This is a genomic window from Nitrospira sp., from assembly GCA_024760525.1.
Taxonomy (GTDB): Bacteria; Nitrospirota; Nitrospiria; order Nitrospirales; family Nitrospiraceae; genus Nitrospira_D.
Window position 1 is genome coordinate 1690582 of sequence record CP060499.1, and the last position, 20167, is coordinate 1710748.

A 20167-nucleotide genomic window follows, 5' to 3' on the forward strand; every position below is an offset into this window, starting at 1 on the left:
TATGAGCCTGTCTGCGCACATGCCGCAATTCGCCGGATGGACGGAGATCCGCATCAGGTGTCCTCAGGGTCCTGTCCTGTCTGTCGCAGATTTGTCATTCGCCAATGGATGGAGAAGAGCTGCTTCGATATGAACCTGCCCGGATCGCGAGACCTCTGTGTTTGTCGATGTCGAATATATTCTGACGATGTAGGGAATCGTTGCGCGATCTCCAAAGCACAGGCTGGCGCTTTGATCGGGTTTCAGCGTCGTGTCAACTCCGCCGGTAAAATACCCATCAAAATTATTCCGGCATAACAACTGATCCGATATCCGGTTCAAGAAGGTTATCCGAACCGATGCCGTGCGCTTATTGGTCCACCGGATTTCGTCCCCAACATCACCGTGCACATAGGTAGCGGTCGATTGTGCGTCTTCAATGAAGATGTCCTTGACGTCGCCGCTGCGCGTCATGGTGGGTAGCGTCTGACATGCTGCGATCGCCAGCACGAATGTCGCCGCTGCGCCGAGGTATCGTTTCATGCAGGCCCTTCTTTCTTTTACCCTGCGTTATCATGACCTAAAGAGCGAGGGATGATAACTCGGACTTATCCCAGGCGAGACAACGATCTTGGCTAGGTTGTCTCCTAGTTCTGAACAGTTCGATCATTGCGTTAGGGTGCATGAAGTGGAAGACGAAAAACCAAGCAGCCCAAATGCGCTGAGAGGAGAGCTGGGCGGTCAACCTTACCTTTCATGGGGGCACGTAGAGATCATGGCACGCACTCGATCGACCAAGCAGACGACCCAGAAACCGTCGGCGCCCAAAGAGCCACCGGCAGACAACTCTCCGCGAGCGTCTGAAAGAGCGGACTCCATCACCGGAGGACCTGAGAAACGGGAAGGGCCGTCAATGCGCGCCTCAACGAATGCACGACTGACGATGTCTACCGCTGAGGAAGAATCCAGCTACAGCAAAGATACGTCGATGCACCGCCGCATCGCGGCAAAGGCTTTTATTCTGTACCTGGAAAGCGGATGCAGGCACGGCAACGATTTGGAACATTGGTTTAAGGCGGAACGCGAAGTCAAGATGCAGTGAACGTGAGATAAACAGAAGATTTTATTCATTAGAGGAGGACTCGACCATGAACAGCAGGAATTATTACGATGAACAAATGGGCGAAGCGACCGGGTGGTCGGCCTTCATGGCCGGAGCCTTGATCGGGGCCGGTGTCGCGCTGCTATTTGCCCCGCAGACGGGGACCGAACTCCGCGGCATGCTGCGCGGCTATGCCGACCGCACGAAAGACGATATACTCGAGCGCGGCCAGGAAGCCTGGGATACGGCGGTGGAGCGAGGTAGGGAGTATTACGACAAAGGCCAGGAGGCTGTCCATGAAGCCGGGCGTTCGGCGAAGGAATTCGCCAAACAGGCTCAGGATTCGATGACGGAAACGGCGAAGGAGGCTGCACGATCTCGCGGTTGATCGACTGCTGGAGAGGCGCAGTGTACTCACCTGAGCGAGGATCGACGATGCGAATGGTAGAGAAGGAAATGTTAACGATAGGGGAGCCGGCGGCCTGAACGTCATGATGCCGGAATACCATCGCGCCGTCCGTCCGTTTCAGTTCGTCAGTTGTATGGAATTGCGGGAAGTCTTGGGGAAACGCGCGACGGATGTGGGACGTCTGTTGGAGCTGATGGAAGAAGTTCCATCCGATGCCATTTATTATCATACGCACAGTTTTTACCTGCGCCATGCGTATGTCCAAACGCTGTACCCCAACGACTTCGCCACGTGGGCGGCCCTGTACGCTCATGATCGCGTCCTCGGTGAGCGTCTGGGTGTGCTGGATCCCTTCGCGTATCTTTCTCTTGAAGCCCTACGCCAGGACATTGTCACCGTTCTCGATGACCATCTGAGTTCTCACCCTACGATTTCTCGCGCGATGAGTGCGGAGCCGTTCGACTTCATACGGTCCCACGTGATTGAAGCGCCATTGGACCGCCATGCATGGACGCTTTTGGAGTTTCGTCACGCCGTGCATGAGGTCGAAGCCGGCGCGCTCTATTTCCATCTCTGCGAGGCGCGTATGCGCAAGACACCAGGTTTTGACGATTTTTCTCATTGGCTGTCTGCGGAAGACGGTTTGAACATGCCGGAGTTGGCGGCTCACATCCAACGCGTGGTGCGCTTGGGCCTTAATCTGGAAGGTATGAGAGCTCGGATTGTCGCCTTATGCGACGCCGAGTTGATGAGGACGCATGGCGGAACTGCTTGAACAATATCGGGCGGTCACGCCGCCCGGTACGGTGGAATTTCTTCGTCAGCTGGGTCGTCAGCTGGAAGGGACGCGGATGCTCCATGTCAATTCCACCCGCTACGGCGGGGGTGTGGCGGAGATGCTGCATCGGTTGCTGCCTCTCTTCGAGGAATTGGGAATCAAGACTCGCTGGGAAGTGATGACCGGCTCCGATGCCTTTTATCACGCGACGAAAAGCTTTCATAACGCGTTGCAAGGAACGTCCCAACACATTACCAAAGCCATGCTCGATGCTTACCTTGAGATCAATCGCGAGAATGCCAAGGATCTGAACCTCGACGCAGACTTCACCATGATTCACGACCCGCAGCCGGCGGCCCTCATCGGTTCCCGTCCATCTGGAGCGCGGTGGTTATGGCGGTGCCATATCGATGTCTCCACTCCCCAGCCGACGGTGTGGCAGTTTCTGCGTCCGTTCGTGTCGCAATACGACGCGGCGATTGTGTCGCTTCCGAAGTTTGCCCGTCGTCTGCCGGTGCCGCAGTTCATCGTCTATCCGTCCATCGATCCTTTCAGCGACAAAAACCGTGAGCTCGCGCCTGAAGAAATCTCATCGATATTGGAGAAGCTCGGAGTGCCGACCGATAAGCCGATCTTGCTGCAAGTATCCCGGTTCGATCGGTTTAAAGACCCACTTGGAGTAGTTGCCGCCTACCGTATCGTCAAGCAGAGTCACGATTGCCGGCTGGTGCTGGCAGGCGGCACGGCGACCGACGATCCCGAAGGTGCGGCCGTTCTGGCCGAGGTGCAGGAGGCGGTGGGTATGGACCCCGATGTCCAACTCCTGTTGCTGCCACCCACGGCCAACCTGGAAATCAATGCCCTGCAGCGGGCGGCGACCATCATCATTCAGAAATCAGTGCGCGAAGGGTTTGGTCTGACGGTGACCGAGGCCATGTGGAAAGGCAAGCCCGTCATCGGCGGCGATACCGGAGGCATCACTGTGCAATTGATACACGGCTACACCGGCTACACCGTCAATTCTCCGGCCGGCACCGCATTCTATATCAAACGTCTGCTCAACGAGCCGGAGCGGATGGAAGCGATGGGGCGCCAGGCGAAGGAGTTCGCGCGCAACCGTTTCCTGGTCACACGGCATGTGCAGGATTACTTGGGCATTATGATTCACTTAGCCCGAGGTACCGCATAGAGTGTAGGTCCTACGGCATCGATACAACCCTACCTCTCAAACGCGCTGCGCAGAATATTGGCTTAAGTTCAACTCTAAGCAGGTGCGGTGAGCCCTCTCTTTGGTTGACTCATCGTGAAACGGGCGTCGGCACATAGGCGCGATTCAACCTCTGCTCCACCGTCTTCCAATTGATATTGGAGAAGAATGCCTCGATATATGAGGGGCGCTCAGCCGGTTTGTAGTCTAATAGAAAAGCATGCTCCCAGACGTCCATGACCAAGACCGGAACGAAGCCGGCGATATGGCCTGTCTCGTGGAGGGTAATCCAGTGGTTGGAGAGCCTGCCATGATGTGGATTCAAATAACATATGGCCCAGCCGACCCCGCGCATCTTCCCGACACTCACAAAGTCGAGTTTCCACGCGTCATACGTTCCGAAGCTCTCTTCCGTCGCCTCTCTGAACGGTGAATGCGCACCGGGATCGGGCGATCCCTGGATCGTGAGATTGTCGAAGTAGTATTCGTGCAGCACCATGCCGTTGTATTCAAAGCCGCATTGACGCTTGAGTTCCGAATACGCCGGCATTCCCTCCTGATCCGCCCTGCCGCTCTCAAGAATGTCTCGTATTTGCGCGGTCAGCGTATTGGTTTCTTTGACATAACCTTCGTAGAGATGGACGTGTGCATCGAGCGTGCGATCTGAAATTCCGTGGAGACCATGGAGATCGTAGGGTCGTGGTTCATAGATCCGTTCCGGCAGTGGCGCATACATGGGGAAACTCCATCAATAAGGTTGATAGTGGTATAGACATCCAGGTTGCTGCGACGCGTCTGATATCAAGGAGCGCAAGAAGGCACTCATAATCCCGCGCCGAAGAATGATTCGTCCCATCTGGATTGATGCTCATATAATGGTGTCATCGAAGCCCTCCAATCATGAATTTTACTGGGAACCATGGCCAGATGATGGTGGCGGATGCGATGGGTTCGGAGTTGGAACGGGAGGCTGAGGAACCGGAATCGGTCCTGAGGGTTTCGGAGTCGGGTCGGTCGGCCCCGGGCTTGGATCCGTCGGCGGAGCCGGCATGGGGCCGGACGGCTTCGGATCCGGATTTGCCTGTTCGGCGTTGAGAGCGGTCTGGATCGGAGTCATGGCTGGTGAATCGGTCGGTAAAGCACTCACAGCAATGGCCAGCACTCCCATAACCAAGCAGAAATCCCGTATCCAGTGGAGTGGGAAGGCCGAGGCTTCAATGCGTTTCCGCTCTTCCCGACGATCGGTCATCATGTCGTGTGGACCCCACTTCCTACCATCTCACGGCAGCTTTCCGCGCATCGCCGGCACGCCTCCGCGCAAGGACCGCACAATGGATGATCGGGCGCATGACGTTCGCATACCTCGGCGCATTGATCGCAGATTTCCGCGCAGAGACGACAAAGAGACTCAGCGTGCTGGGAAGATCGGCTCATCCATTGGGCGGCAAGCATGCAGATACTTGCGCAATCGCGGCAAAGCCGGATGCAGCGTGTCATTAAATCATCGTGGCCGTGATGAGTCATGCCGATCATGTCGTCCGCGCATCTCTCGCACATTTGGGCGCAGGAGAAGCAGGCATTGATACAGTCTTGTTGGTCTGCTATGGGCTGTGTTTTTTGCATATCATCGTCTCCTTGCTTGAAGGATCAGTGCATTCGCTTCCGTTTCGTTTCAATCGAATGCAACCACGTCTTATCCATGACTCTACGCCGATTCCTCACCGTCCCTGTACTCGGATAGTCCCTAGAGAGATCAGCTGGCGGTCACTATCATGACCCTAGGCCTCGTGCACCCATCGAAGCCACCGCGGTCTGACAAATTCATCGACCACAATCTTGAGACATGCCGCGACGGGAATCGCAAAGATCAGTCCGAACAGTCCGCCGACGGCGCCCCCCAAGAAGACGACGATCAGAATGGTCGCGGCGCTCATGTCGGTGGAGTGACGTTGCAACCAGGGAGTCAGGACCCAGCCTTCGACAAATTGCACAATCAGGTAGGCCACGCTCGGCCATAACACGATCGTCATCCAATCGGTGGTGGCCCATTGGCCGGTCGTGAGGGCATCGGCATATTTGAGTGCCACCGCCACCGGCCATCCGATGGCGGAAAGATATGGGACGAGGGACGCCAAACCTGTGACAACGCCGAGAAGGAACCAATAGGGGACCCCGGCAAACGACCAGCCTCCCGCATACAGCACCCCGGTGATCACCGCGATAAGAAGCCGCTCAAAAAAGAAGCCTCGCACGACCGTATCCATTCGACGCAAGACGTGCAGTGTGTGCGGTCGATGCGAGACGGGGACGAGGCGAACGATGGTCCGGCTCATGCTTTCGAAATTCCATGCAAAAAAGAAAAAGTAGACTGGAATCAAGATCGCATAAAGCGCGACATTGGCAGTGATCCCTAGCAGCTGCCCCAAGAGGCCAAATGCCTGACCGGTTCCTGAGAGAAGCGGTTGGATCGTCGCTAGGGGATCATCGTGCAGACGGCCGAGAAAGTCTCCTAGACTGATCGACCAGCCGCCGAACAGTGTCTCATAGCGCTGTGAGAAGTTCCTGGCATAGACGGGGATTTTCTGTATCAACGTCTCGGCTTGCTCCACCAAAAGCGGAATGAGCCAAAGACCAATGCCGACCCCGGCAAGAGCCAGGAACAGCATCAGTACTCCCACCGTGACGGGGCGCGGAGTCTTCCACCGCGTGAATGCGTAGTCCACAAACGGATTGACCAAATAGGCCAATAGGAGCGCGACAAACACGGGTAAAAAGACCTGGTGTAGCGCGAAGACAAACCAGAGCAGAGCGACCATCGCGCCGAGGATAAAAAGGTCGCGAATCGGGCGGATTTCCCACAGGTGTCTGTCGATGCCGGACGTGCGTGGAGCGGACTCAGCCGGTGGTGGAGTGGGTGCCAGGGGAGTCCGGGGTGCCGGTGCGTGATGAAGAGAACTCATGGAGTCAATGCGTCTCCGGCTTCTGCGAAGGTAATTTGATTCATCACGTTCGCTCCACTCCCATACTTATGACTCATGGTCTGCAAGCACAGTGCCCGCATATCTGCAGCACATATCCCCGTAATGAAGTTCGTAGCTCTTTTCCTAGGATGAGTTGTCTTGGCGCAGACATCTTGTCCGGCAGTGCCCCATCTCATGTTTCAAGTCGCTCATCCTCACGTGGGATTTCTACAGCAAGCAGGTGATATATACCCTTGCCGCTGAGGTCGTATGGGATGCGCTAGGTAAAAACGGGTCTGCGTTTTGCAGACCTAATAAAGTACCGTGTGGTGAAATGATCGTCGGCACTTCTGCCCGGCGGCGCTCGTTAGAAGGGTGATCAACCGAGCAGTAAACTGGAAAGGTGATCTATGAAAGTCACGCCTGGATTGTGTGTCGCATATGCGGTTCTCTCAGTCTTCCTTGGCGGATGTAACCGGTATCAGGTCATTCCGGAGCGGTTGGCGGCCCAGGTCAATCACAAGTTGACGTATGAGGAAGTAAAAGCTTCTCCCGATGCATATAAAGGGCAGATAGTGGTATGGGGCGGGGAAGTACTCACTGCGGCGCGTGAGACGGATCGTACAAAAGTCGAAGTGCTCCAGTTGCCGCTGAACAAGGATCACATTCCGCTTGATAACCGGGCCTCGTCACGAGGACGATTTCTCGCAGTGGACAGTCGTGGTGAAATCATCGATCCCGCAATCTTTGAGGAAGGCTCACGAATCACCGTGATTGGTGAGATCGTAGGCTCCCGGACAGAAACGCGTGAAAAGGCGATGTATGACTATCCGGTGATCGTCATACGTGACATGACCGTCTGGGATGGACGTACCAAGTCGAACTATCCATTCGCCGGCTATTACAGTTATTACGGATACGGCTACTATGGAAACCGGCCATATACATTTTGGGAGGGAACTCGTGTTTCGGGGAGTTGAGTTCCATAGAGTTATTAGGGTTTGGCTCTGAGGAAGTACGGACCCTCGCGTCGCGGTGATGGGTCGCACGTTTCGACCGGCGCTCTGAGCTGCAATTCGATTCCCGTGCGTGTCTCGCATCAGTACTCCTTCACGACTATTCATATCTATCTCAGAGAAAATCCTGTTTGCATGGTGCAATTCCTATGAAATATGTGGCACTCGCAACTGATTATGACAGCACGCTGGCAAGTGCCGGACGGGTGAAACCTGAGACGATCGCGGCACTCGAACGGCTTATCCAATCCGGGCGGAAACTCGTTCTGGTCACCGGACGTTTGCTGCCGGATATTCTCAATATCTTTCCTGAAGTCGCGCTGTGCGAACGAGTCGTCGCTGACAATGGTGCCGTGCTCTATCGGCCCGCGACACGCGAACAGCTGTCGTTGGCTCCTCAGATTCCTGCGGCGTTCGTCGACGAGCTGCGGCGCCGGAAGGTGCCGGAACTCTCGGTTGCGGAGTCGATCGTGAGCACGGTTCGACCGCATGAGCTGACGCTCCTTGCGGCCATTCGCGATTTGGGACTTGAGCTGCAAGTCATCTTCAATCGAGATGCGGTCATGGTCGTTCCGGCCGGCATCAACAAAGCCAGCGGTCTCGTGGCCGCCTTGAGTGAGATGGCGTTGTCGCCGCGCAACGTCGTTGCGATCGGGGATGCGGAAAACGACCATGCCTTGCTGAATCAGTGTGAATATGCGGTGGCGGTGGCCAATGCTGTGCCGATGCTCAAGGAAAGCGCCGATTGGGTCACCATCGGTGCGGAAGGATGTGGGGTTTCCGAAATCATCGATGAACTCGTCAAGCACGACATGCAGGTGTCACCGTTCAACACAAGCCGCCGCAATGTCCTGATCGGTACACGGCAGAACGGCGCAGAAGTCGCCATTCCCGCCACCGGATTAAACCTCTTGCTGGCGGGCTCTTCCGGAAGCGGAAAATCGACCTTGGCCATCGGGATTCTTGAGCGAGTGATGGAACAGGGCTATCAGTTTTGTATTATCGATCCGGAGGGAGATTATGAGGGCTTTGCCGGAGCGGTCATGTTTGGAACTCCTCAACGAGGTCCCAGCGTCGCTGAAATTCTCACTGCCCTTGAAGGCTCAAGCACGAATGTGGTCGTCAATCTTGTGGGTGTACCGCTGCATGATCGTCCGGCCTTCTTCTTGGCCCTCTTGCCTGCCCTTCAGGAGCGTCGAGCGAAGTTCGGACGTCCTCATTGGATACTCGTCGATGAAGCGCACCATTTGCTGCCCCGCGAATGGCAACCGGTTCAGGCAGTCCTGGCGCAAGACTTGACCGGTATGGTCTATGTCACGGTGCATCCGGACCAGGTTGCGAAAGCGGTGCTGCGTACGGTGGATATAGTCGTGTCTTTGGGAGAGGATCCGGCGGGTACAATCAGGAGGTTTTGTGAGACGCTTGATTTGGCTATACCCGAGGAGGAACTTGCGGCACTGAATCATGGTGAAGCGGTGTTTTGGGATCGACGATCCACCGAGCCACCCCACCGGGTACGCATTGCTCCGTGCGAAGCAGACCGTCAACGTCATCGCCGGAAATATGCCGAAGGCGAGTTGCCCGCCGATCGAAGCTTCTACTTTCGGGGTCCTGAAAATGCGCTGAACCTGCGCGCGCATAACCTGATCCAATTCATGCAGCTGGCGGAGGGTGTGGATGAAAACACGTGGTTGCATCATCTTCGACGGGGGGATTACAGCACATGGATGTCGGAAGGCATTAAGGATCCCCAGTTGGCCGATGCCGCTCGGCGGATTGAACAGCAGCCATCTCTCAGCGCCGAACGCAGCCGCCGATTGATACGGTCGGTGATCGAGGAGAGGTACACTGTTCCCGCAACGGGTCTGTAATGGATGGAGTGGCCACCAGATGCTCACAGATCCGGATCTCAGCGAATCGCAGGATTGAGCGACTGTTGAGTGAATGCCGAGCCGTATCGTTCAGAAGGGTTGCGCTGTTCCGACGATCGGCTGCGGTTCTCCACAGGCTTGGTTGACGAGCGTCAGCAGCTTCGACAACTCAAAGGGCTTGGCCATGCACGTGTACGCGCCGTCAACCTTATCGAAATGCTCCGTCAGATACCTATCACCGGACATCAGAATGATGGGCGTCGCCGGCCACATGGCACGGCAGAGTTGGATGAACTGTAAGCCGTTCAATCGTGGCATGTGGTAATCCACGAGCACCACATCGTAGCGGCGTTTTTTCATTTCCTCGGATCCTTCGATGCCGTCGCATGCCGAGTAGACATTATACCCGGCATCCATCAATGCCATTCCTGTCACGAAGCGAATATCTTGATCGTCATCGATGATCAGCACCCGTTTGCCGTACCCATCCATGTCGCGTGTCCCACGTTGAGCTGACTCACTGAGAAATAGAACATTAGCAAAGAACGGTCCACTCGCTTATGAAGGTGAATAATCGAATTCATGCGGGTTGTGATTTGTCGACAAAGATTCCGTCGATAACGTCTCAGACAACATGTCCGGAGTCAGATAGGTTGTCCGCGGTTGATCTGCAAGGCCAAACTGCCTGAGCTTCCGTAGAAGTGTCTTGCGGTGGATTCCCAAGATTGTGGCAGATCGGCCGAGGTCTTGACGGTGGTGTTTCAACACGCGCACGATATGTTCCCGTTCCAATTCGGCCAAGGTCACCCATCCTCGGGCATGAGCCACGGACTGTACGGGGGCGGCTTGGACGACCTGAGGCAGATCCTGAGGACAGATGATTGGATGTGGAGTCAGGGCCACTGCCCGCTCGATGGCATTCTCCAACTCACGCACGTTTCCCGGCCACCAGTAGCGGGTCAGCACGTTCATGGCTTCGGTGGAGAACCCCGTGACGGGCTTTGATTTGGTCGCCCCGTACATCCGTACAAAGTACTGAGCCAGGAGCGGGATGTCTTCCATGCGTTCTCGCAACGGAGGAATGCCGATCGCTACCACGTTGAGTCGGTAGTACAGGTCCTCGCGAAACGTTCCGGCCTGAACAAGAGAACTTAAGTTCTTTTTTGATGCGGCGATAATGCGAACGTCGACCGTCAGGGTCGCAGTACCGCCGACGCGCCGGAATTCCCGTTCTTGGATTACGCGAAGCAGCTTTCCTTGCAGTGCCGGCGAGAGATCGGCTACTTCATCAAGAAAACATGTGCCAAGATGGGCTTTCTCCAGCAGCCCCTTCTTCACCCCGATTGCGCCGGTGAACGAGCCGCGTTCGTGGCCGAACAGTTCGGACTCGAGCAGGGTTTCGGTCAACGCTCCTCCATCCACCGTGACGAAAGGCCCCGCGCTGCGTGCGCTGTTGGCATGAATGGCGCGGGCAATGAGCTCTTTGCCGGTTCCGCTTTCCCCCTCGAGCAACACGGTGCTATCCGTCTGCGCCACTCGGGCAACGGATTTGTAGACGGACACGACGGCAGGACTGCTACCCACCAGATGATCGGAATGGGAGAGATTGTGAAGCTGCTCTTTCAATTCATGGTCTTGGCGGGATAATTGAGTATGTTCGAGCGCCCGGCGGACCACCAGCCGTACATCCTCCTGGAGAAACGGTTTGCTGATGTAGTCGAACGCGCCCGCTCGAATGCCGTCTACCGCGGTTTTGAGGCTGCCGTAGGCCGTCATCAGGATGACCGGCATCTCAAGTCCACGGGATCGCAACTCTCCAAGCAGAGAGAGGCCATCGAGTTTCGGCATGTTGATATCGGACAGAACAAGATCAGGCGTCTGTCTGCTGACAGCACCTAGGGCGGCCTGTCCGTTGGAGGCAGTATCGACTTCGTACCCTTCTTTTGACAGGATTCCTCGAAGCTGAGTTTGGGCCTCGGCGTCGTCGTCGACGATCAGGATATTCGGATTATGCATGTCTCGACCTCCCTGGATATAGCGACTACATATCGCATGGCTGGACGCCCTCCGGAAATCGGCTCGATGGATGGCCATAAAGTTCTCATTCCACCACTTCTGTGACCTTTCCGGTTCCTCTCTATCTCGCGAAGGACAAGTTGTCCACTTTGCTCAACCGGTGTTGTTGATCCCTCTCATCGTCAGATTGCTGATTTGTCAATGAGTTGCGCCCGACGCTCTGCGTGGCAGTTTTTGTGCTTAGCATGAAGTACGTCGGGGAATGGATCCCGAATCCGGCCTTACCACAATCAAAAGAAGGAGTCCTCTCATGGTATGCGAACGATGCGGTGGATTTAAGGTCCATGATTATTTCTACGGGGCCACAGACTACTTTGCGTGGCAATGTCACGGCCTGCGGTGTATCAATTGTGGGGCGATCACCAAGATTCACCCTATGAACTCCAGCGACCCTAGCGCCAGGCAAGCGACAAAGCGGACACGTCAAGTCAATGCAAGAGTCTAACGGCGCGTGGCGGTGTGCTATCCGCGCCCACGCACGAGTGCGCGCAAACAGGTGTCGTTTACCGTCTTTATGGCCTTGTGATTAACCGGGCGGTAGCGACACCAGGGGACGAGCACACCGGCCATCAACAACCACGAGCTCAATGTCGTGACCTTATCGCTGCGCATAGTATGTCTCACCGCCGGCCCACCGCATTTACGCGATAGTGTGATCGAAGATATCGCGATCGCCTACTGGTGGATTCCCTAGCGAATGTCCACAGTCGCGATGGAGTGCAATCGGTTTACGAGAGAGCACGTCAAGCCGTGCGGCGCTGCTGAATAATGGCTCATCCTTTCCATGATTCACTCTTCGAGGGTAACCCACCATGGCCCTTCTGAGAGCGCTGCAATCATCCGTGTCCTCGGGCAAATGCTCCTACGTCAGCTATCTCCAACGGCGGAATCCTAGAGCCCTTCCTAGTATCACAATGCCGCATTTTGACTAGAGTACGTCAGCATTGGATCGGGTGTACCCCGAGGAGGAAGCAACAATGCATGTGAGCGAGATGAACTCCAATAATCGAGTCAATCCGGTTGACTGGTCGATCTATGACCGGAACTTAGACTCGTTGCGTCGTTTCAGATCGCTTGAGTCGTTCGACAGGCGGTTGCACTCGTCATGGAAAATAATCTGTGTCTGTCTCGCTTTTCTCGCGGGAAACACCGGTTACGCGGGATATGGCCTTGCCGTGGAGACGGTCGAAGCGTCACGAGACACTGATGATCCTCGGGTCGACCATGTGGTGTCGGGCACATTGGACCAGTTGGATTACGAGACGAGGAAGGGGCTGATAAAAACAGATCTTGGCAAACCGGTCTTTTTTGAAATGGTGCGCCCCGAATTGTTCAAGCGTTTTTCAGTCGGTCAGCGAGTGACGATTGGGATCAATGAACAGGGGCAAGCGGTGAAAGTCATCGAAACCCCGCCGGTCGAACTGCCGAACCCTCCATCTTCTTCCGGAGGACAATAACCGCTAGTCAGTCGACGGATGGGCACGTGTCAGGCGAAACAAGGTGATTCGTCGGCCGTCGAGGTTGAAGCAGGCGTCGCCATGGCGGCGAGGTATTAATCAGCATTTCGGAGGGGGAGCGGCCCCCCTCCGGTGTGAACAGCACCGACTATGTGACAGGCGGTCTACGTCCCATGATCAACCCGATCAAGGCAAAAATCAGAAAAACGACGAAGAGGACATAGGCGATGGAGGTGGCCGTTCCTGCGACCCCTGAGAGCCCCAGGACTCCGGCTATGATAGCGATGACGAGAAAAGTTACGGCCCAGCTCAGCATGGTAGACCTCCTTCAGGTCAGTGGTGGAATGTCATTTCAACAGGGCACTATCCCGGTTCGAATCGGCGTCTTCGGGCACGTCAATTGGAGCAGTCGGTTTTTGGCGTATTCTGCTGAGGCGCGACACGAGTTGTTCGGCTTCAGGTTCGCGATGCATGATCGATAGGAGCTTAATCATCATTTCCATGCTCAAGGTAGTTTCCGGATGCCGTTCTCCAAGCGCGCGCTCGAATACGGAGATTGAGTTGGCCGCGAATCGTTTCGCTTCCTGAAAGTCCCCCTCCAGGGCGTACACTGTCGCGAACGTTCGAAGAGTTGAACCGATACGCGGATGAGTACTGCCAAAAACGAGCAGCGAGATTCCGAGACTTTTGCTCAGGACATCATGTGCTTCTGAGAAATTGCCTTGTGCGGCGTAGATGATTCCCAGATTCTGAAGCGTCAATGCCACGGCGGGATGCTGCCATCCGAATGCGTGTTCATTGATAGCCAATGCGCGCTGAAGCAGCGGCTCGGCCTCTACTTCCCGGTTTTGTGTGCCGTATAGGACAGCCAGGTTGTTCAGGCTCTTGGCCAATCGAGGATCCTCGGGGTTCAACACCTCGATATGTCTGACGGCTGCAAGCAATAGCCGTTCGGCATCCGCGGCTCGCTGCTCCTGAATGGCTTGATTCCCGGACGACTGATAGCTTTCCCAGAGCGTCACTTGCGCCCAGCCGGGACTGCAGTTGAAGACCGTGATTATCGCCCCAAGTTGTAGTGAGAGTAAGGTGCGAATCATAATGATCACGCTACCGTGCTTCTGATAGAGCCGGAACTCGGAAGACCCCTTGGGCAAAAGGCTTGGCTTGCTATGGACGACGGGAGACTGGCACAGTCTACCCGTCGTCGTTGCCCGGTCGCCATCAAGGCCGACATGAATGCTAGAAGTGGACGTTGAGGCCGATCGTAACCATGTGACCATTATCGTTGAATTTCTTGTCCTCGAGGTTCGCTCCCTTGGATTCGATCCGTTCCAGCCAAATGTGGCGATAGGTACTGTCGATGGATAAGTGGTTGGTGACAAAAAACTGTAAGCCTCCACCCACATGCCCTCCAAAGCGATGTTGCGTGTCTGAAAAACCTCCGGGGCCGTCAATCGTCGAATAGTACCAACCACCGCCGCCCAATAGGAAAGGAGCGATACGTGTCGTCCCCAATGGATAAATCAGCAACGATCCCTGCACGGGATACGTGTGGGACTTAGTCCCCCCGGCGAACTCCTCCCGTCGATAATCTGCCGAGCCCTCGATCGCGAGGTACCGCAAGGGATGAATGCGAAGTTGCGCGCCGCCGAACCACTTCGCATCGCCTTCTTTGGGATCAAAGTAGGTTGCACGGCCGCCCACAGAAAAGAAACCGATATCGACTTGGGGCATGCCGGCCCAGTTCACCGTGCCGTCTTCGGCTTGCGCCGCACCGATGAATGGAAGGACAGTGAGGCTGACGAATAGCGTGGCGGCCGCGAAGGCTTTACCAAAAAGTGTATACATACGTGGTGCTCCTTGGCTATAAGTAGGGCAGTTGTATTGCTGTCAGGGGCCATGACTTTGCGTGCCGGTTATTTTCGAAGATTGGTTGCGGACGATCCTCCGGTAGGGGTTGATTGACCGCCGTACCATTTATCTGTCCAAGCCTCGAGAGCCTCCTTGCGGTCGCCATAACGTTCCTGGACTTTCCCTTTGAATTTGTCGTAATTCCCTTCGATTTGCATGAGATCGTCGTCGGTAAATTGCCCCCACTGCCGCTTGAGCTCTCCCTTGAATTGATTCCATTTGCCTTTGAATATGTCCGCATTCATGTCAGGACCCTCCTTGTGATTTGATGAACAGTGATGGACTGAACTGAAATCGCTCCCTCCAATTTCGTCGCGCCTTGTCAGTTCATATCGAACGGCACGCTGTGGATCGACTAGCTTGTTCCCTAGTGAGAATCCGATAAAGCGATGAATACACACGCAAAACGGGGTTGAGTATCATTGAATCGAGGGAAATCCATGCGGACAGAAACATGACAATTCATGCTTTCTGCGGGAGGGAATGCTTCGAAAGTTGTATCGCTCCGATATCCTGACTCACGAGCGGGTGAGGGTGGAATCTAAACCAACGACTCGCTGTCAGGCCGGGTAGGCGGATGGGATCAAGCTAGGGACATCGCTAGTCTGATGGTTTCATCAGTGATGCCATAATCGGCACCAGCATTTGCCGCAGAGCTCGAACGAGTCCTCACTGTTGAATATGAGCCCTGGATGTACGATGATGGACAAGGCGAGTTTGCACTGACCGTCCGGATAGATCGAAGGAGTTCCAATGTATAGTGCACATATTTTGCTCGCTGACGATCACCCCCTTGTACTGGAGAGCATGAAGCAATTGCTCGAGCCGGCCTTTTCAGTGGTGGGAACCGCGAGGACAGGACAGGAGGTGCTCGATGCCGCCAAGGAGTTGCGACCGGATATCGTGCTCCTCGACGCGAATATGCCGGGAATGAGCGGATTTGAAGCGGCGCGAAAGCTCAAATCCCTGCTTCCCACCGTGAAGGTCATATTTGTGACGATGCTTACCGAAGCTGTGTATGTGAGCGAAGCATTTCGCGCGGGAGCGGCGGGCTATGTGCTGAAGCAGTCGGCCTCGGATGAACTGCACGAGGCGGTCAAGAGCGCGATGATGAATCGGCGGTACGTGTCTACCAAGCTCAACGTGGAAATTCGCGAAGCCATGGAGTGCGAATGGTCGAGGCCGGAAGGGTATACGACCGACTTAACCCAGCGGCAACGGCAAATTCTTGTCCTGCTTGCCAATGGGTGCAGCACTAAGAATATCGCCAAAGACCTTAATATTTCGATGAAGACCGTCGAGTTTCACAAAGCCAATATTACCCGCAAACTTGGTGTCCGTACCACATCCGATTTGATTCGCTTTGCGCTCGCCTCGGGAATAACGGAGTTGTGATCCGGCATTCCGTCGTCACGTGTGAGATCCTACCGATCTCGAATCGTTCATATCAGTGACATTAGTGAATGGTGATGAGGCCGTTTGCAATGGCATACTTCGTCAGCTGAGCGGCGGACCGCATACCAAGCTGTCTCATGATCCGTGTCTTGTGAAACTCGACAGTCTTGGTCGACAGGTTCAGCACCGCCGCAACTTCCTTGATGGACTTGCCTTCGGCCACGAGCTGCAGCACTTCCCGCTGTCGCAGGCTGAGGGTATGCGAGAAACCTCCCTCTTCTGCCTCGCTTTCCGTGGGGAGTGGATGCATCGCTTGTTCGACTACGCTTTGCGGGACGATGGGAGAGATGTAGGTATTGCCTTTGAGCACCTCCTTGATGGCCTGTACCAGCTCATCTCCGACCGACTGCTTGAGCACATAGCCTGACACCCCGATGCGTAACGCTTCCATCACATAACTCGACTCCGAGTGCATCGTGAGAACGATGACTTTGATGGATGGGTTGTGTTTGCGGATTTGGCGAGACGCATCCAATCCATTGAGCAACGGTAGGGAAATGTCCACGATCGCGATGTCCGGCGGACATTCTTCGATGGCTTTCAGCAGCGCTCGGCCGTCCGCAAGGATGCCTAACAGTGTAAATTCAGGCTCCAACAGTTTCTGAAGGCCTTCCGCGACAAGGACGTGATCATCCGCCAGCAGGATGGTTGGCCGTGTATTCATTGTTGTACCTCGTCAATGATGGTTTGATGCTTCACAGAACCTATGCGGTCGATGTGCAAGGGACTCTCCTAGATGAATGAAAAAGATAAGATTGCTACAGTGCAATCATGATATCGATTGATTGTCGGATCACTGATCTACAACAGCGCAGGCACGATCCAGGACCCGGTCCTGATCCTATTCCCCCGGATCCCAATCCGTTTCCGTCTCCACAGCCTCCATTACCGCCCCCATGTCCTACGCCTGTGCCGCCGGCTCGCCCTCCAATTCCAGAAATCCGGACGGCGACCGGCATCGATGATCAGGGAAAACGGTATCAGAACGCCATACATCATACAGTGTTGGGCCACCGTTGTTGAAGGGAGGACGACATGCGATATTTCATTCTTTGGCTATTAGGGGTGCCGGCCAGCTTGCTGGTCCTCCTGTACGTATTCGGAATTTTGTAAGAAAGCGGTGATCGATGCATGAGACACACTTCCGGTCCTTTCGGGAAACGCCCACCGTCACTCTCGCTTGTATTCTGGGAGGACGGCGAATCAACTCCTGATCACTGAAACGGTTTGTCTAGACCGCTGGATGATCACGTACAAACGACAGCTCATCGAATGCCTAGAGTCATGGTTTGGCTGTCAGGGCTTGATGAATCAGGTCGTACAGTTGATCTACCGCGGCTTCTTTCGTCAAGAGGGCCGACGCGCCTGCCTGAGTCATCGCCGCATAGTTGTCATGACCCGCGTTCACCGACAATCCAAGAACGATCGTCTCGGGATATTGTGATTTGATGGCCGCGGTCGCATCGACCCCGTTCATTTTTGGCATATTCAGGTCCATGACGACGACCGAAGGCCGCAGGTGTTCGACACAAGCAAGCGATTCCTGACCGTCGGCCGCTTCACCCACCACTTCAATATCGGAATAGCCCTCCAAAAGGCTGCGTAAACCTTGCCGCACCATCGAGTGATCGTCCACCAACAAAACACGGATGGGTAATTTCTGATGGTGTACGTCAGTGCTGAATTCAGAATTGCTCGGTGATGTGGCAGGCTGAGTATTTGAGGGCGTCCTGTTTTGTTCGTCGCCGGGCGTTGAGCGCGCATGGCTCTTGCCTTGGGCATGCGCAGGCGCGTACAGATCATGACTTGGCGTGATCGACAGGGATACCGTCGCGCAATCTGTCGGCGGCTGCAGTTCAACGACCAAGGACCGTGTGTAGTTCAGCGCTTCTATGAGAGCCTGATCGAGATCATTCAGAAGTCCTGCGGCTCTCTTGTCAGGTACCAACGGCACCGCCGGGCGGAGCTTCATGCGCATCACGATGAGAGATTGAGTCAGCTGGTCATGCGGAGCAGGAATCCGGACCTGCGATTGATCACGTTCCGTAGTGTTGATGGTCACAATTTGTTCCAACTTCCTGCTGTTTTACCAATAACGTACATTACCGGGTTTGCTCCAGAGATAGCTCCTAGGCAAACCCCTAGTCAGGTGGGAGCAATTGAAAAGCGTAAGGAGGAGAACGTGTGTTCGGCCGGAAGATATTCCATGACGTGCGTCGAGCCATGATCAAAAGCCGGCGTTACCCAAGTCGACTCAGGCGTTCGGCCAGCTTGAGATTCTCCTGATAATCAATGGGACAATCGATGACGGCAGGCACATTCGCCTCAAGGGCTTCGCGAAGAATTGATCGTAATTCCGAGAGATCCTTGACCCGGTACCCGGCTGCGCCGAAACTTTGCGCGAAGCGCACAAAGTCGGGATTAGTGAACTCGACGCCCGACGTTCGGCCATACCGGAGCTGTTGCTTCCAACGGATCACGCCGTATCCGTCGTCTCGCCATACAAGGATGACGATCGGCAATTCGAGACGCACCGCGGTTTCCAGCTCTTGCGAATTCATCAGAAAGCCTCCGTCGCCGGTGACGGCCACGATCCGACGCTGGGGGAACAGTAATTTGGCGGCGATGGCTCCCGGCACACCGATCCCCATGGCGGCAAACCCGTTTGAGATGATGCAGGAGTTCGGCGCGTCGCACGGAAACATGCGAGCCATCCAAAGCTTGTGGGCGCCGACGTCGCATATCACAATATCATCCGGCCCAAGCGCCGCCCGCAGTTCCCGGATAAGATGTTGTGGACGAATGGGCCATGACGTGGCTTCGGAAAGTTCCGCTTCGAAACCCTCGAGGACGATTGCGCGGGCATCGCGGACCCAGGAGGATTGAAACGTTGCCAACTTTGAGCCGAGCAAGTCCAACGACAGGCGCAAATCTCCCAATACGCCGACTTCGGCAATGTAATGTTCATCCACTTCCGCGGGCGACACATCCATATGCACAATCCGCTTGTCCCGCCGAGGATTCCAGAAGCAGGGTGCGTATTCTACGAAGTCATAGCCGAGGGCGAGCACGACGTCGGCCTGCTCCATAACGATCGCGGTGTAGTCCCGCATTTGAAGGCCGAGGGTATAGAGCGAGAGGGGCTCGCTGTCCGGCAGGACGCCCTTGGCCATGAAGGTGTGGAGAACAGGAATCTGGAGCCGCCGCGCGAACCGGCGGACTTCATCGGACGCTCCTCCACGGATGACGCCGTTCCCCGCAAGAATCACCGGGCGCTTGGCTTCGGCGATAGTCCGAACGGCTCGGGCAACCTGACTGGGAGCCGGCTCAGGCATGACCGGCGCTTGTACGAAGAGAGGGGCGACGGCACCGGCGTTCCCAATGTGTTCATCGGCGACATCCTCAGGCAACTCGAGATGGGTCGGGCCCGGCTTTTCAGTTTGGGCGATCTTGAACGCTTTGCGAACTGCTTCGGGAATGACCTCGGGTTTCGAGATGGAGGTGCTCCATTTGGTCACGGGTTTGAACATCGACATCACATCGATGTACTGATGAGATTCCTTGTGGCGCCGGTTCAATGACGCCTGCCCGGTGATGGCCAGCAACGGCGCTCGATCCAGGAACGCATCCCCGATACCTGTCGCGAGATTCGTGGCGCCCGGTCCCAGCGTGGAAAGGCAGACACCGGTTTTCCCACTGAGCCGCCCATACACATCCGCCATGAACGCGGCCCCTTGTTCGTGCCGAGTTGCAATCACCCGGATCGACGAACCGGTGAGTGCATCCATCAGCCCGAGGGTCTCTTCGCCGGGGATGGTGAACAAGAACCGGACCCCTTCATTTTCGAGACACCTCACGAGTAGCTCGGCCACGGTCATGTAGATCCCTGAATTCTTGTTATGCGATGGCGCCAATCCGGACTGCATCGAAGGTGCGCTCTTGTCGA

General features: G+C 55.5%; 22 protein-coding genes. 8 read left to right on the forward strand and 14 right to left on the reverse strand.

Annotated features, from left to right (window positions below; translation table 11 throughout):
• Nucleotides 1-63: 63 nt before the first annotated feature.
• A complete protein-coding gene (locus H8K04_07970; protein UVT17461.1) occupies nt 64-522 on the reverse strand; it encodes a hypothetical protein in 459 nt (152 codons plus the stop codon).
• 232 nt (nt 523-754) lie between these two features.
• Between H8K04_07970 and H8K04_07975 the strand changes: the two genes are divergently transcribed.
• The 4 genes from H8K04_07975 to H8K04_07990 all read left to right on the forward strand — a co-directional run bounded on the left by H8K04_07975 (nt 755) and on the right by H8K04_07990 (nt 3457).
• Nucleotides 755-1081: a DUF2934 domain-containing protein gene (locus H8K04_07975; protein UVT17462.1), complete on the forward strand. Its 327-nt coding sequence runs from the start codon at nt 755-757 to the stop codon at nt 1079-1081.
• Between the two features lie 46 nt (nt 1082-1127).
• Nucleotides 1128-1469, forward strand: coding sequence for a YtxH domain-containing protein (locus H8K04_07980; GenBank protein UVT17463.1), 342 nt, complete (start codon nt 1128-1130; stop codon nt 1467-1469).
• Nucleotides 1470-1572: 103 nt separating this feature from the next.
• Complete coding sequence (locus H8K04_07985; GenBank protein UVT17464.1) at nt 1573-2265, forward strand: hypothetical protein; 693 nt, start codon at nt 1573-1575, stop codon at nt 2263-2265.
• Nucleotides 2249-3457 (forward strand): glycosyltransferase, encoded by a 1209-nt coding sequence (locus H8K04_07990; GenBank protein ID UVT17465.1) that lies wholly within the window; start codon nt 2249-2251, stop codon nt 3455-3457. The genes H8K04_07985 and H8K04_07990 overlap by 17 nt, the downstream gene beginning before the upstream one ends.
• A 109-nt stretch (nt 3458-3566) precedes the next feature.
• Here H8K04_07990 and H8K04_07995 read toward each other — a convergent pair whose 3' ends face one another.
• The 4 genes from H8K04_07995 to H8K04_08010 form a co-directional block, all read right to left on the reverse strand.
• Nucleotides 3567-4199 (reverse strand): superoxide dismutase, encoded by a 633-nt coding sequence (locus H8K04_07995; GenBank protein UVT17908.1) that lies wholly within the window; start codon nt 4197-4199, stop codon nt 3567-3569.
• 183 nt (nt 4200-4382) lie between these two features.
• On the reverse strand, nt 4383-4727 hold the full coding sequence (locus H8K04_08000; GenBank protein ID UVT17466.1) for a hypothetical protein: 345 nt from the start codon (nt 4725-4727) through the stop codon (nt 4383-4385).
• A complete protein-coding gene (locus tag H8K04_08005; GenBank protein ID UVT17467.1) occupies nt 4724-5098 on the reverse strand; it encodes a four-helix bundle copper-binding protein in 375 nt (124 codons plus the stop codon). The genes H8K04_08000 and H8K04_08005 overlap by 4 nt, the downstream gene beginning before the upstream one ends.
• 155 nt (nt 5099-5253) lie before the next feature.
• Nucleotides 5254-6435: an AI-2E family transporter gene (locus H8K04_08010; GenBank protein UVT17468.1), complete on the reverse strand. Its 1182-nt coding sequence runs from the start codon at nt 6433-6435 to the stop codon at nt 5254-5256.
• Between the two features lie 410 nt (nt 6436-6845).
• Here H8K04_08010 and H8K04_08015 point away from each other — a divergent pair, with 410 nt between their 5' ends.
• Nucleotides 6846-7415, forward strand: coding sequence for a Slp family lipoprotein (locus tag H8K04_08015; GenBank protein UVT17469.1), 570 nt, complete (start codon nt 6846-6848; stop codon nt 7413-7415).
• 185 nt (nt 7416-7600) lie between these two features.
• Nucleotides 7601-9322 carry an HAD family hydrolase gene (locus H8K04_08020; protein ID UVT17470.1) on the forward strand — a complete coding sequence of 574 codons (1722 nt, stop codon included), beginning with the start codon at nt 7601-7603 and terminating at the stop codon, nt 9320-9322.
• 90 nt (nt 9323-9412) lie between these two features.
• Here H8K04_08020 and H8K04_08025 read toward each other — a convergent pair whose 3' ends face one another.
• Both H8K04_08025 and H8K04_08030 read right to left on the reverse strand, forming a co-directional pair.
• The gene (locus tag H8K04_08025) at nt 9413-9814 is read right to left on the reverse strand and encodes a response regulator (protein ID UVT17471.1); all 402 of its coding nucleotides are present in this window, start codon (nt 9812-9814) and stop codon (nt 9413-9415) included.
• 66 nt (nt 9815-9880) lie between these two features.
• The gene (locus H8K04_08030) at nt 9881-11338 is read right to left on the reverse strand and encodes a sigma-54-dependent Fis family transcriptional regulator (protein UVT17472.1); all 1458 of its coding nucleotides are present in this window, start codon (nt 11336-11338) and stop codon (nt 9881-9883) included.
• Between the two features lie 1043 nt (nt 11339-12381).
• On the opposite strand from H8K04_08030, the gene H8K04_08035 reads away from it, so the two are divergent.
• A complete protein-coding gene (locus tag H8K04_08035; GenBank protein UVT17473.1) occupies nt 12382-12855 on the forward strand; it encodes a hypothetical protein in 474 nt (157 codons plus the stop codon).
• 148 nt (nt 12856-13003) lie between these two features.
• Here the strand turns inward: H8K04_08035 and H8K04_08040 are convergent, their stop codons facing one another.
• The 4 genes from H8K04_08040 to H8K04_08055 all read right to left on the reverse strand — a co-directional run bounded on the left by H8K04_08040 (nt 13004) and on the right by H8K04_08055 (nt 15011).
• Nucleotides 13004-13171, reverse strand: coding sequence for a DUF1328 domain-containing protein (locus H8K04_08040; protein ID UVT17474.1), 168 nt, complete (start codon nt 13169-13171; stop codon nt 13004-13006).
• A gap of 31 nt (nt 13172-13202) precedes the next feature.
• Nucleotides 13203-13961 carry a tetratricopeptide repeat protein gene (locus H8K04_08045; protein UVT17475.1) on the reverse strand — a complete coding sequence of 253 codons (759 nt, stop codon included), beginning with the start codon at nt 13959-13961 and terminating at the stop codon, nt 13203-13205.
• Nucleotides 13962-14094: 133 nt separating this feature from the next.
• Nucleotides 14095-14703: a porin family protein gene (locus H8K04_08050; GenBank protein ID UVT17476.1), complete on the reverse strand. Its 609-nt coding sequence runs from the start codon at nt 14701-14703 to the stop codon at nt 14095-14097.
• Between the two features lie 68 nt (nt 14704-14771).
• Nucleotides 14772-15011, reverse strand: coding sequence for a CsbD family protein (locus tag H8K04_08055; protein ID UVT17477.1), 240 nt, complete (start codon nt 15009-15011; stop codon nt 14772-14774).
• Between the two features lie 508 nt (nt 15012-15519).
• Between H8K04_08055 and H8K04_08060 the strand changes: the two genes are divergently transcribed.
• Complete coding sequence (locus H8K04_08060) at nt 15520-16161, forward strand: response regulator transcription factor (protein UVT17478.1); 642 nt, start codon at nt 15520-15522, stop codon at nt 16159-16161.
• Nucleotides 16162-16222: 61 nt separating this feature from the next.
• Here the strand turns inward: H8K04_08060 and H8K04_08065 are convergent, their stop codons facing one another.
• From H8K04_08065 to H8K04_08075, 3 genes are all read right to left on the reverse strand, one after another.
• On the reverse strand, nt 16223-16885 hold the full coding sequence (locus H8K04_08065) for a response regulator transcription factor (protein UVT17479.1): 663 nt from the start codon (nt 16883-16885) through the stop codon (nt 16223-16225).
• A gap of 618 nt (nt 16886-17503) precedes the next feature.
• Nucleotides 17504-18283: a response regulator transcription factor gene (locus H8K04_08070; protein UVT17480.1), complete on the reverse strand. Its 780-nt coding sequence runs from the start codon at nt 18281-18283 to the stop codon at nt 17504-17506.
• 178 nt (nt 18284-18461) lie between these two features.
• Nucleotides 18462-20099 (reverse strand): acetolactate synthase large subunit, encoded by a 1638-nt coding sequence (locus H8K04_08075; GenBank protein ID UVT17909.1) that lies wholly within the window; start codon nt 20097-20099, stop codon nt 18462-18464.
• Between the last annotated feature and the right edge of the window lie 68 nt (nt 20100-20167).